Below are 13,228 nucleotides of genomic sequence, written 5' to 3' on the forward strand. Positions count from 1 at the left end.
GTGAACGGTCGCTACGACGGTCGTGCATTAAGGAGCGCAGAAATGAGCTACAGCGAGTACGGAACCCTGCTGGTCCGTGCGGAGAGCCGGATCGCGTGGGTGACCATCGACAATCCGCCGGTTAACACACTCGACGCCGCACTTGCGGGTGACCTCAGAAGGTTTGCGGATGAAGCGGCATCCGACGACGGCCTCGATGTGATCGTTTTCCAATCGGCCAACCCTGAATTCTTCTCGGCTCACGCTGACTTTGAATGGTCGTTCGATCCGGGCTCGCTCACGGCGCTGGTTGATGCCGATGCAGACCCTGCCCTCAACCCACTTCAGCAGCTCAATGAGCGCCTGCGCACTTTGCCCCAGGTGACCATTGCGAAGCTGCGTGGCTATGCTCGTGCGGGCGGCGCAGAATTAGCGATGGCCGCAGACATGAGGTTCGCTGCCGCGGATCGGACGTGGCTTTCTCAACCCGAGTCGTTGATGGGAATCTTCCCCGGGGGCGGCGGCACCCAATACCTCAATCGACTGGTGGGGCGTGCTCGCGCGCTGGAGATCGTACTGGGTGCCGAGCTTTTCGACACCACTGTTGCCGAACGATACGGATGGATCAACCGCGCGATGCCGGATGAGAGCCTCGATGCATTCGTCGATGCGCTTGCGCGTCGAATCGCTGGGTTGCCGAAAGGTGTCACTGCCGCGGCGAAGGAAGCACTCGATGCGGCAGAAGCGAGCGGGTTTGTTCCGTATCTGGCGGAGGAAGCCGCGGCCCACGCGAAGGTCTATCCATCCCCGGATGACGTTGTCGAGCGGCTTCGTGTGGTGATGGATCACGGTGGCCAGACGCGCGATGGAGAACTGCGGCTCGAGCGCCTACTTGAATCCGTCCCCTGGGCCCATCGTTCGTGACGGGCGGGCAGGGCACAGAGTTTCAGAATGGAAGAAGGAGCAGCAATGGGCAGCCCGGACAACGAGGATCGGCTGCGTCGGCCAGCACGAATCCGCTCAGCGCGAGTTGGAGAGCTCAAGCTGAGCTATGTGCCAGACGGCGTCGTCAAGATGGTCCCGAGAAGTCTCTTTCCGACCACGTCGGATGAGACCTGGACTCAGAATAGCCAGTTCCTCGATCAATCCGGCTGGCTGACAATCAGTGCCGGCGGACTGCTCATCGAACACGGTGAGCGCGCTATGTTAATTGATGCTGGTTACGGACCGTTCACTGAGCAGATTTCCATGATGGAGCACGGCATGGCGTGCATGTACGGTGGCTCCTTTCTGGACAGCCTCGCGACGCTCGGGCGCAGCCCTCGCGAAATCGAGAAGATCGGGATCACCCACCTTCACATTGAGCACGTGGGCTGGGCTGCGCATCCAAGGCCAGGTGAAACTCGTCCCGTCTTCACACACGCCGCATACCTGCTGTCGCAACGTGAATGGGAGGCGCGCGAGACAACGTTTGGAATAACGGAACCGATCGCGAATACCCTCGCCACACAGGTGCACATCGTTTCGGACGGAGATGAGGTGTTCCCCGGGGTGCGCTGTGTGGCATTGCCTGGTCACACACCCGGGCAAATCGGGTTCGAGGTGGCATCTGGAGACGAGAAGCTGTTTGCCTTCGCCGACGTCCTGCATTCTCCGGTACAGGTTGCACATCCGGAGTGGCCGATTGTCGGTGAGTCGTCAGACAGCGAGTCGTCCACGCTCCGGCGCCGGGTGCTCAGCCAACTCGCCGACGAGAAAACCATCGGATTCGGAATTCACTTTGCCGACGTACCCTTTGGTCGGGTCCGGCGCGCCGGAGATTCGTTCAGCTGGGAGCCGCTGGCCTGAACGTATGTAATGCCCTTGGCTAAGGATTCCAGCGATGGGATCTCCGCAAGAACTGAGACATTGGAATCGTCACAGGGCGATTCCGGACAGAAACGATCAAGATTCATGTCGGAAAGGATTCGCTTTATGACGTCCCTGTTCTCCCGCATCATTGCTGGTGAGCTCCCTGCCCATTTTGTCTGGCAAGATCCCGACGTCGTCGCATTTCTGAGTATTGCTCCATTGCGCGTCGGTCATACTCTCGTCGTTCCTCGGCGCGAAGTGGACCGTTGGACGGACGCTGACGGGGAGACGCTATGGCGTTGCATGAAGGTGGCCAAGGCGATCGGTCGCGGTGTGGAGCGGGCATGGGATGCTCCGCGCGCCGGTCTTGTCATTGCCGGCTTTGAGGTACCGCACTTGCACATACATGTGGCCCCCGTCTGGGACATGTCGGATTTTGATTTCACCGAGGTCACACAGGAAGAAGACGAGTCAGCACTAGATGCCGCCGCAGAGAGACTCCGTGATGCCTTGCGTGAGCTCGGCTATAAACAGACTGCGGATGCTGGAGCGCCGTCTCGAGAGACACGACGTGTCCTGTGATGTGGCAAAGAAATAGACATTATGAGGCGCAAGTACGCCGAAGGAAAAGGTCACCATGAACACGCTTGCCGTCGTGGGCGCCGGGCCCCAGCTGGGAATGTCCATCGCCCGACGTTTCGCGCGCGAGGGTTTTTCAATTGCGCTGCTCGCGCGTCGTGAAGAACCGCTTGAAAGGCTCGCGGCAATGCTGCGAGACGACGGCCACGAGGCGGCAGCGTTTCCCGCGGACGTCAGCGACCCTGACAGCCTGCGTTCCGCACTGAGAGCGGCGGAGGAGAGGCTCGGTGGAATTGACGTCCTGGAATTCTCGCCCGCGCCCACAAAAGCCGACATGCTGGCACGACCTCTCATTGACGCGAGTGAGGTCACTGTTGAGTCGGTGCTGCCCGAGTTCGACATGTACATTCGCGGGGGCATCACTGCCGTTCGTTCGGTATTGCCAGGCATGCTGTCACGCGGCACAGGCACAATCATCTTTACTACCGGAGCAGGATCTGGCCCGATGATTGTCCCGCGAGTAGCGAACGTGCAGATTGCCACCGGAGGTCTGCGAAACTGGGCGCTGAACTTGCACGAATCTCTGAGAGAGCGAGGCGTCTACGTGGGCCATGTGGCTCTCGCTGCGGCGATTGGACACGGCGGTCCCGCTGCAGAGCCCGACACCATCGCGGATGCTTATTGGAAACTGCACACCGAGCGCATCGAACCGGAATTGGTCTACGACGCGCTCCCCGATGACTGGCAGGTGGATCAGGTCGCCGACAAATTCACTGTTGATGAGCGCGTGTAGCGGCAGCCGCGTTTGTGGCCGGAGAACCTCGCGTGCAACGTTAGTTAAGGAGACAATGACGATGAAGCGCAATTCCACGCCGGCTGACGGTGCGGCCGAGGTTTTCCCCAGTCAACACGGGATGGCTGACCGTATTGAGGACGGCCTTACGTTCGATTACATCGTGTGTGGTGCCGGTTCATCGGGTTCTGTCGTCGCAGGCAAGCTGGCGGCAGATTCAGCTGTCACGGTGCTGCTCGTTGAGAGTGGTGGCGACGACGATGACGTGCGAGTGCACGACCCTGACCTCTGGCCGGCCAACCTCGGAACCGAGCGAACATGGGACTACGTCACCGAGCAGAACCAGTACGCGAACGGCCGCCGGATCGCATACTCGACGGGTCGTGGACTCGGCGGGGGAGGCGCGATCAACGCGGGAGTCTGGGCCCGGGGCCATCGAAACGACTGGGACTCCTACGCCGAGGTCTCGGGCGACCCTGCGTGGGGATACACGCATGTGCTGGATCATTATCGAGACATCGAGGACTGGCAGGGCACCCCTGACCACGCACGCCGTGGCACGGGAGGGCCGATGAAGGTTCGCCCGGCACAGGACGTTCACCCGCTCTTCACGACGTTCCTCGATGGGGCTGAACAGATCGGGATCTCGCGATTCGACAGCTCGAACGGCATCCTCATGGAGTCGGAATCCGGCAGCGCTGTCAGAGAAGAGAACATCGACAACGGCGTCCGGCAGACTCCCTATCGTCGGTACGTCGCTCACCGTGTGGGACGGCCGAACCTCACTGTTCTCACCCACACGACAGTCTCTCGTGTTGTGCTTTCTGCGGGCCGTGCCCGCGGAGTCGAGCTCGTCTGTGATGGCAAGCCCCTGCGCGCATACGCGATGCAGGAGGTAGTGCTGTCTCTCGGAGCGTTGGGCACGCCGGCCGTGCTTATGCGGTCGGGGATCGGCGACGAAAACGAGCTGCGTGCCCACGGCATCCCGGTCGTTCAGCACCTTTCAGGCGTCGGACGTAACCTCGACGACCACATCCGCCTGCCCTGCATGTGGGAAGCGACAGATACGCCATTGCCCATGCCCACGCGAAGTCAGGCTGTGTGCTTTTGGGAGGACGAAACACGGCCGGGTTCGCCAGAATTCGTCATGTATGTTTCACCAGCGCCATCCGTCTCTCCGGAGAGCGCGGCGCAATACCCGCCGCCTGAACGATGCTTCACTCTGATGCCTGCAATGCGCCTGCGCCGCGGCAGTCGCGGTCGGGTTCGTCTGGCGAGCACAGATCCACTCGCCAAGCCACGTATCGAAACGAACTTTCTCGCTGACCCGGACGACCTGCGCTCGGCTCGAGCCGTCGTCGCGATGGCCCGAGAGGTTGGCAATTCCCGGGCGCTTCGCCCCTTCGTGAAACGGGAAGCAGCACCCGCGACGTCCGCGACGGATGAGGTCGAGGCGTTCGTGCGGAACGCCGTGGAGACCTATTGGCATCAGAGCGGAACCTGCCGGATAGGACGCGATGATGGAGCCGTCGTGGACGCCCAGCTCAAGGTGTATGGAATCGAGGGACTCCGCGTCGCCGACGCTTCGGTGCTTCCTCACGTGACGGTTGCGAATACGATGGCCCCGTCCATGGTGATTGGCGAACGCGCAGTCGAGATTCTTACGGGTGAATTGCGCTGACCCCATGAGCATCCGAGTCTCGTGAACGCGATTCTCCGGTAAGCAAGCTGGCGTGACGGTCGTGACCGGGCTCTGTCTGGCGCGTCAGGATGCTGTTGCATTGCGCGCGCTCTGCCGCGCCGCAGACACCGTGAGTACGCTCTGTTCACGGCTGGCTCCGCACGATAGCCTGAGGGCGTGACTGATCTCGATGAGGACTATTCGCTCGGCCGCGTTAACCTTCGCGACGTGCCCAAGGTGTCGCTTCACGACCACCTCGACGGCGGGCTGCGCCCCGCCACCATCCTCGACCTCGCTGACGACGAAGGTGTCAGCGTGCCCGAGACGGATGCCGATGACCTGGCCGACTGGTTTGTGTCACAGTGCAACGCAGGCAATCTCGTCGACTACCTCTCAACGTTCGACCTCACAACGTCTGTGATGCAGACCGAGAATGCCCTTGAGCGCATTGCCCGGGAGTTCGTGCACGACCTCGCCGACGACGGCGTCGTCTACGGAGAAGTGCGGTGGGCACCCGAGCAGCACCTCGAGCGGGGTCTCAGCCTCGATGCGGCAGTTGAAGCGGTGCAGGCGGGGCTTGAAGCGGGCGTTGCGGACATTGAGCGCGCCGGTCGCAGCATCCGAGTCGGTCAACTTGTCACCGCAATGCGGCACGCCGATCGCGGGCTCGAGATCGCCCAGCTCGCCGTGCGTCACCGCGACAACGGCGTTGTCGGATTCGACATCGCCGGCGCTGAAGCAGGTTTTCTTCCGAGCCGACACCGTCTCGCGTTCGATTACCTTGCGCAGAACTACCTGCCGGTCACCGTGCACGCGGGCGAGGCCGACGGGCTGCAGTCCATTGAGAGCGCCCTCGTCGACGGGCGCGCGCTGAGGCTGGGGCACGGCGTGCGCCTTGCCGAAGACATTTCGACGGTGCGCAGCGACGACGAGAACACCTTCGTCTCGCTTGGCCGACTGGCTGAGTGGGTGAAAGATCGCGAGGTCGCACTCGAGCTCAGCCCATCGTCGAACCTGCAGACCGGAGCGATCGACGCGTGGGGCACCGAGATCGCTGATCATCCGTTTGACGTGCTGTACCAGCTGGGCTTCTGCGTCACTGTGAACCCCGACAACCGTACGCAGTCAGGCACGACGCTGACGCGTGAACTCGCGCTGCTCGCCGACGCATTCTCGTACGACCTCGCCGACATCGAGACGTTCCAGCTCAATGCCGCGCAGTCTGCGTTTTTGCCCTTGGAAGACCGGGAAGACCTCGTCGACGTCATCAGTCAGGGCTTTGAAGACGCCGAGAGTTACGGCGCCTGACCCAGTCATCGAAGCGACTCGCCTAAAATGGAGGGCGTTGGGCGCGCTCATCCGATCTCCGGGTGCGAGCGTCACATGCCCACACTGAGCTTCTGAGAGTGCCGATGTCGTTGCCACCGCTTCCCGATTCCGCCCTGAACATTGGTGCGCGGGCGCGCGACTGGAAGCAGGCTGTGATGCTTGCAGGAAGGGCCCTCGAAGCCAGCGGCGCCGTCACCGCCGAGTACGCGAAGCGAATGGTGCGCGTCGTTGAGGAGTTCGGCGCATACATCGTGATCGCACCGGGGCTCGCACTCGCACACGCTCGTCCGGGCCCAGACGTGCACGCCGAGGGGCTCTCGGTCGTGACGCTCGCTGACCCGGTTCCGTTTGGGCATCCGCACAACGACCCGGTTTCTGTCGTGATCGGACTTGCCGTGTGCACGCCCGAGGAGCACGTCGCCGGTGTTGCAGCCCTCGCGAACGCCTTCAACGACGCGTCGACGATCGATGCGCTTGCTGCTGCGTCGACGCCAGACGAGGTGCGGCGCATTCTCGGCATCTCCGAGCAGGTGACGTCATGAAGCGCATCGTCACGTTGTGCGGCGTCGGCATCGGCACCGCCGGCATTCTGAAGGTGAACGCCGAGCGAGTGCTCACACGCCTCGGCATCGATGCGACCGTGACCGCGACCGACGTCGCCCACGTGCAAGAAGATGCCGCCGACGCCCAGGTGATCTTGACGTCACCGGAGCTTGTGAAGCATATTGGCCCCACGTTCGCCGACGTCGTCGAGGTCAACAGTTACGTCGACCTCGACGAAATCGAGCGCAAGCTCGACGCGGCGCTGGGCTAAGTTTTCCTCGCTGGCGTTCGACGACCAGCCGGGAAGACGTCAAACCGGTTGCAATGAGGTGTTCTCGGAGCGAACAGGCGGCGGAGGCGCACGTGAGGGGTCAGCTCGTTCGACGTGGAGAAACGGTCACAGCTTCACGCTGAGCCCCCGCCGGTCAGACACGTCAGACGACGAGTCACCTGGAGTTATCGTGCACTGTCGCGGTTTCGCGTGCGGAGGTCCTCCTCAATCTGCTCGAGTGTTAGTCCTTTGCTCTCTCGGACGAAGAAACGTACGAAGACGAACGCTGCAATTCCGATGATGGCGAAAACGAAGAACGGCAGTCCTGTCCCGCCCGCAAGGAGCATCGGAAAGACCGCGGAAAGAACGAACGTGGAAGCGAAATTGAACACCTCGGCAAGGCCCAATGCGGTGCCTCGGACAGTGAGCGGTAGGATCTCGGACTGCACGACACGAGTCACCGTTCCCCATGTCAGGGAGTACGTGGCTTTGAACACGACTAGGCAGAGAACGGCCAGGTACCCAGTGAGGCCGGCAGTGAGGCCGAAGGTGATTGAGATGATGGCCATGACGAGCATACTTCCGCCCATCACAAGGGACCCCCGTGTGAGCAGCTTCTTACGTCCGACAACGTCGACAATGCGAAAAGCAATGACGGTGAAGATGATCGACACGACACCGAATCCGATTGTGTTCAGCAATGCGACTTGATCACTGAATCCGATCGCACTGAGGATTGTCGGGGCATAGAAGACGATGGTGTTGATGCCGAGAAGCTGAGCGAAGATCGCAAGTAGAACTGCCACGATGACAGCGGGGCGGACCCACGGCTGGATGAGATCGCGCCAAGACCCCTTGCTGGCCGCAAGAGTGCGATGAATCTCCGCTACCGACGCATCGACCGAATCGGCAGGTATCCGCATCGCTAGGATCGTTCGAGCTTCATCTTCGCGCCCGTGTTTTACGAGCCAGCGGGGACTCTCGGGAAGGAAAACAACTCCAACAAGAAGTGCGAGAGCGGGAACTATGGCCACCCCGATCATCCAGCGCCAATCACCCGTTGGGGAGAAAAGATAGTTCACGATATACGCAAGCAGAATCCCAGAGGCAATCATCAACTGCGTGAGTGTTCCGACTCGACCCCTGATCGCGGCAGGTGCCAATTCCGCCAGGTAGATCGGTATTGAAACCGCGACAATTCCGATTCCAAGACCAAGCACAAGACGGGCGAGAATGAGAATTGCCGGGTTCGGAGCCAGCGAAGCCGCAACGATACCGAGGCTGAATACAACTGCGGCAAGGAGAATGAGTCGTTTGCGACCGAGCTTGTCTGCGAGCGCGCCGGAGAGCAGCGAGCCCGCGCCGGCGCCGAGTGTTATCGACGCGGTGACCAGCCCGACAAGGCCAGGATCGAGATCGAAGTCTTTCTTAATGAATAGCATGGCACCGGCAATGACGCCGTTGTCGTATCCCCAGAGGAGAGCGCCGAGGGCACCGAAAAAATACACTACGCCAGCGGAACGACGAGACTTTTTGATGGAGGTCATAAGACCAACTCCTTTGTTGGAAGGACGAGTGTTACCAGCAGGCGAGCCAGTAACGAGTGCAAAAGGGGGAGATAACTCTTATGGACCGATGAGTTCTGGGCGTGGCTGTGACGGGTGTGGAGCATCGCCCAGGAGGGCTTGTTCACGCCACATATCTGCCTTCAGCTGCTCTCGAATCTGGAAATATGCAGACTTGTCGTAGACGTTATTTGTCTCGTCTGGATCGGCTTCGAGGTCGTAGAGCTCCCATTCTGGGGGATACGTGTAGTGGCCGGTTCCTGGCAGTCCAAGGCCGTCATTGTAGAAGTAGATCAACTTGTACCGCGTTGTTCGATACCCGTAATGCGCTGGCGCACGATGGAAACCGTCCTCATTTTCGAAGTAGCGGTAGTACATGCCGTTGCGATCGGTCTCACCGGGTTCGCCGCAGAGTTGGTTCCAAAGACTGTGGCCCTGCATGCGCGGATGTGCTTCGACGCCGGCCGCCTCGAGAATCGTCTGGGCGAGATCGACGTTCGTTGCGATCTGCGAATGTCTCGTCTGTGCGGGTAGCTGGTGCGGGTAGCTCATCACGAGAGGCATGCGCAGAGACTCTTCGTACATGAAGCGTTTGTCGAACCAGCCATGCTCCCCGAGGAAGAACCCCTGATCTGAGGAATACATCAGGAGTGTGTCGTCGAATTCGCCACTGGAAGTGAGATGGTCGATGACACGGCCGACGTTGTCATCGACCGAGGCAACGCACGCGAGATAGTCCTCCATGTAGCGCTGGTACTTCCACGCGGCGAGATCCTCATAACTGAGGCCTTCGGGAGGGAGTTGTTTCAAATCCTCCTCGGCAAGGAAATCGGCGATTCGCATCGTCGCGCGACGAGTGGAGGTGGACCGAGTCGAGTAGTCGTCGGCGAATGTGCGGGGGAGTGGAATGGGTGCGGAATACATCCCACGGTGTTTTTCATCAGGGATCCATGGCCGGTGAGGGGCCTTGTGATAGATGAGAACGCACCACGGACGGTCGCTGTCATCTCCATCGATCCAGTTCAGAGCAAGGTCAGTGATGATGTCCGTGGCATACCCCGTTTCGCGACGAAGCCCCTCGGCCGACAAGAACTGTGGGTCGTTGTACTCGCCCTGGTCAATCACGACGTCCCAGTAGTCAAAACCTTGCGGGTCATGTCCTTCACCGTGGCCCATATGCCACTTACCGACTATTGCCGTTCTGTAACCTGCTTCGCGCAAAAGGCTGATGAATGTAGGTTGGCTCGCGTCGATGGGGGTGGAGAGTGTCGTTACTCCGTTGACGTGGCTGTACGTTCCGGTCAGGATTGAAGCTCGGCTCGGCGAGCATAATGAGTTCGTGGCAAAGCAATTCTCAACGGTGACTCCGCGACACGCAATTTCGTCGATTCGAGGTGTCTCGTTCACAATCGAGCCGTACGCCCCAATCGCGTGAGCGGCGTGATCATCTGTCAGAATCATCGCGATGTTGGGCCGACTATGCTTCATGATTGGCTCCATTTCTTCAGAGTGAAAACTCGATTTGTGCAATGAAGCTTGCGTCTCATTGCCCCTGCTTCACGACAGGACACCCCCATGTCCTGAGTGATTTCCGGTTCCCGACCGCTCGTCGGTGCTAAGAGTTCTTGATCGCAGGGTGTCTGGCGTACACGGTGACGTTGAGCAATCACTGCTCTCTTTTTCCTGGTCTGGACGCAGCGTCCGACCTGTCTCGACGCGACAGGTAGGGAGCTACATACGGTTGTGTATGGCATCGAGAGTTCACCATTCGGATGACGAGTCGAGTGCGGGCTCCAGACGAGGAGTATAGGCAAGGTGGGGCTCGATTTTTTCCCACGGAACGACTCCGTTAGCGTCGGCCCATTCCTGCCAGAGAGCAGCCATCTGGGCGACTTGTTCGGGAAAATCGCTGGCTCTATCGTGTTCTTCTGTTCGGTCTTTCCTCATGTCATAGAGTGCCCAATCACCGAAGCCGGACCGAATGAGCTTCCACGGTCCGACTCGCACCGCGCAGTTTCCAAGGTGCTCCCAGAACAAAGGAGCGTCGTGGCTGGTCGTCTCGGCTCGCCAGGAGCTGAGCATGCTCTGTCCTGGACCGTCGTGCGGCGGAAGTCCTGTTGCATCGATCAACGTAGGAACGATGTCGGTGAGTTGAAAAGGCTCGGCGACGATCCGTGGTGAGTTTCCCAATCCGGCGGGCCATGATGCTATCAACGGTGTCGAGATACCGCCCTCATGCACCCACTCCTTGTACAGCCGGAACGGGGCATTGGAGACGTTTGCCCAGGCTGTCCCGTACGTCGAATAGGTATCCTCGCCACCCGGGCTAACCTGAGGGGAATTGCCGATGCTGATCGGTTTGCCCGCCCGTGTTCGAGATGGTTGACGAGTGGCAAAGTTTGTTGCCCCGGGCGGCGGCATTGGCTCGGCCGACGCGCCGTTGTCGGAGAGGAAGAGGACCAGGGTATTCTCGGCATCATCGCCGAGCGCGTCGAGAACGGTGGCTATTCCGGCATCCATTCTGGTGACCTGGGCCGCGTAGGTGGCCATACGGCGGACGTTCCAGCCCTTATGGGGAGTCTCACTCCACCCTGGCTGGCTCGAATCGCGCCGGCTGAGGGGCATGTTCGACGGAAGCAGGCCCTCCTGAATGAGCCGATCGAGGCGCTGTTCTCTCAGGTCATCCCATCCCGACCGATATGTGTCTAGATATGCGTCTATCTCAGCTTCGGGCGCATGCAAAGGCCAATGCGGTGCGGTATACGCGAGGTACAGAAAAAAGGGGGAACGGCGTGCACGAGATCGGGAGACGAAGTCGGCAGCGTGGTCGCTTATCGCGTCTGTGAGGTAGAAGTCGGGATCAGTGACGCGTACGCGTTCTTCGTTGTGATGCAGGCCCTGTGGGTTGAAGTAGCTATCGGCGCCAGCAAGGATTCCGTAAAAGTCATCGAATCCGCGGCGCGTGGGCCACGTGATATTGGGTGTGCTGACGTCATGGGAAAGATGCCACTTCCCAGCAAGTGCCGTCTCGTATCCGCTCTGCTTGAACAGCTCGGCAATGGTCGCAACGTCAGTTCGAAGTGAACCGGGGTACCCGTGGGGCCGATCGTCGTCAGTGAGTATCCCGATCCCCGTGCGATGGGGATGCTGCCCGGTGAGAAGGCTTGCTCGCGACGGGCTGCATCGTGCCGTGTTGTAGAACGATGTCATCCGAACGCCCTGATGGGCGAGCTTATCTAAGGTCGGAGTGCGTATCTCCCCGCCGAAGCAGCCAAGATCCGAGTATCCCAAGTCGTCTGCAAGGATCACGATGACATTTGGGGAAGAGTCTGCTCTCGCACCGTGAGTGGGCTCCAAGCGTTCAGAAATCATCGGCACCAATCCTGTACTAATTAATTAGTCTAGTTAGGAAAATAACAAGGAAGCGAGTATCCGTCAATCCTGAGACGCGAGAGGATGGAGTATGAGCACTTTCGGATTTCCTGCACTCATGGCTAACGACCACCGGGTGCTGCGGTTGTTGCGCGACAACGGTCCGCAGTCGAGGGCGGCACTTTCTGTCGCTACAGGTTTGTCCCCGACAACGATCACAAAGATCGTGGCTCCTCTTCTTGACTTCGGTCTCCTGACCGAGGATTCAGCCGACACTCCTGCTCGAGTGGGCCGGCCAGCGACGAAACTCAGGCTTAATCCGAGCGCAATTGCGGTGGTTGGCGCGCATATCGGCGTCGGAGAGGTCACAGTGGGAATCGCTGATGGTGCAGCGAACATGAGGCTCCAAAGGTCGATTCGATTCGATGTTTCGTCTTCTCCTTCTGAGGTACTTGAACTGCTCGCCGATGCGATTGACGCCGAACTGCGTGTTTGGCATGGCCCAGCAGTAATCGGTGTGGGAGTCGCGGTGCCTGGTTCGGCCGATATTCGTCATCGAACCAATGTTCTTTCCATCAACCTTGATTGGCACGACGTGCCTATTGCCGACCACCTGGAATTGCGACTTCGATTGCCTGTCGTGGTTGAACACAACGTGCGTGCGATGGCTCTTGCTGACCAACGGTACGGTCGACCGAGTGAGCTCAACCTCGCGTACGTTTACGCGCAGACCGGGACTGGGCTGGGAATGGTTCTGAACGGCGAACCGTTTTATAGCGGAGCGCACGGAGTGAGCTCACTTGGTCATCTGCGAGTAGACCCGAGCGGAAGAACCTGCTCCTGTGGCTCGCGTGGATGCGTCGAGACTGTCGTCTCCGACGCCTTTTTGCAGGAGGCAGTGGGCGCTTCTGACGGACCAGACGTGGGATCGTCTCTACTGCACGTCCTCGAGGATCGCGCGCGCGACGGCGACCTGTCGGCAAGGTCAGCGTTGACCGAGCTCGTGGAGTACCTAGGTCTTGGCTTGGCGAGCGTCATCAACCTCATGGGACCGCGAACAATCGTCATGGGCGGATTCTTGGCTGAGGCGTCGTCGTCTTTCCTGTCTGAGCTAGCTGCCAATGTCGATAGTGAGATATTTCCTCTGCTCATTGACAGCTATACATTTGCGCTGCCGACGTTCAGAGACTCTGAAGGGGGGAGCGCCGGATCCGCGACTGCCTTGGAGTATCTCTTATTTACACCAAAGCGAGCAACGTGAGGCC

At 60.0% G+C, this 13,228-nt stretch carries 12 protein-coding genes; 9 read left to right on the forward strand and 3 right to left on the reverse strand.

The features are described from left to right. Window positions 1-42: 42 nt before the first annotated feature. From HCR76_RS04565 to HCR76_RS04600, 8 genes are all read left to right on the forward strand, one after another. Window positions 43-903, forward strand: coding sequence for an enoyl-CoA hydratase/isomerase family protein (locus HCR76_RS04565; RefSeq protein ID WP_166988638.1), 861 nt, complete (start codon window positions 43-45; stop codon window positions 901-903). 45 nt (window positions 904-948) lie between these two features. After that, window positions 949-1,827 carry an MBL fold metallo-hydrolase gene (locus HCR76_RS04570; protein ID WP_166988641.1) on the forward strand — a complete coding sequence of 293 codons (879 nt, stop codon included), beginning with the start codon at window positions 949-951 and terminating at the stop codon, window positions 1,825-1,827. A gap of 126 nt (window positions 1,828-1,953) precedes the next feature. Then, window positions 1,954-2,412: an HIT family protein gene (locus HCR76_RS04575; RefSeq protein WP_166988643.1), complete on the forward strand. Its 459-nt coding sequence runs from the start codon at window positions 1,954-1,956 to the stop codon at window positions 2,410-2,412. 55 nt (window positions 2,413-2,467) lie between these two features. Continuing rightward, complete coding sequence (locus tag HCR76_RS04580) at window positions 2,468-3,202, forward strand: SDR family NAD(P)-dependent oxidoreductase (RefSeq protein ID WP_166988645.1); 735 nt, start codon at window positions 2,468-2,470, stop codon at window positions 3,200-3,202. Between the two features lie 55 nt (window positions 3,203-3,257). Continuing rightward, complete coding sequence (locus HCR76_RS04585) at window positions 3,258-4,883, forward strand: GMC family oxidoreductase (protein WP_166988647.1); 1,626 nt, start codon at window positions 3,258-3,260, stop codon at window positions 4,881-4,883. A gap of 177 nt (window positions 4,884-5,060) precedes the next feature. After that, window positions 5,061-6,191, forward strand: a complete 1,131-nt coding sequence (locus tag HCR76_RS04590) for an adenosine deaminase (RefSeq protein ID WP_166988649.1) — start codon at window positions 5,061-5,063, stop codon at window positions 6,189-6,191. 104 nt (window positions 6,192-6,295) lie between these two features. Further along, entirely contained in the window at window positions 6,296-6,754 is a 459-nt protein-coding gene (locus tag HCR76_RS04595) for a PTS sugar transporter subunit IIA (protein WP_166988651.1), read from the forward strand. Further along, on the forward strand, window positions 6,751-7,026 hold the full coding sequence (locus tag HCR76_RS04600) for a PTS sugar transporter subunit IIB (RefSeq protein WP_166988653.1): 276 nt from the start codon (window positions 6,751-6,753) through the stop codon (window positions 7,024-7,026). Before HCR76_RS04595 ends, HCR76_RS04600 begins: the two co-directional genes overlap by 4 nt. Window positions 7,027-7,211: 185 nt before the next feature. Here the strand turns inward: HCR76_RS04600 and HCR76_RS04605 are convergent, their stop codons facing one another. The 3 genes from HCR76_RS04605 to HCR76_RS04615 form a co-directional block, all read right to left on the reverse strand. Then, the gene (locus HCR76_RS04605) at window positions 7,212-8,573 is read right to left on the reverse strand and encodes a sugar porter family MFS transporter (protein ID WP_166988655.1); all 1,362 of its coding nucleotides are present in this window, start codon (window positions 8,571-8,573) and stop codon (window positions 7,212-7,214) included. Window positions 8,574-8,651: 78 nt separating this feature from the next. Further along, window positions 8,652-10,079, reverse strand: a complete 1,428-nt coding sequence (locus tag HCR76_RS04610) for a sulfatase family protein (RefSeq protein WP_166988657.1) — start codon at window positions 10,077-10,079, stop codon at window positions 8,652-8,654. Window positions 10,080-10,352: 273 nt separating this feature from the next. Further along, a complete protein-coding gene (locus HCR76_RS04615) occupies window positions 10,353-11,963 on the reverse strand; it encodes an arylsulfatase (protein WP_166988659.1) in 1,611 nt (536 codons plus the stop codon). 91 nt (window positions 11,964-12,054) lie between these two features. On the opposite strand from HCR76_RS04615, the gene HCR76_RS04620 reads away from it, so the two are divergent. After that, a complete protein-coding gene (locus HCR76_RS04620; RefSeq protein WP_166988661.1) occupies window positions 12,055-13,224 on the forward strand; it encodes an ROK family transcriptional regulator in 1,170 nt (389 codons plus the stop codon). Window positions 13,225-13,228: the final 4 nt, after the last annotated feature.

The organism is Paramicrobacterium chengjingii (assembly GCF_011751765.2).
Taxonomy (GTDB): domain Bacteria; phylum Actinomycetota; class Actinomycetes; order Actinomycetales; family Microbacteriaceae; genus Paramicrobacterium; species Paramicrobacterium chengjingii.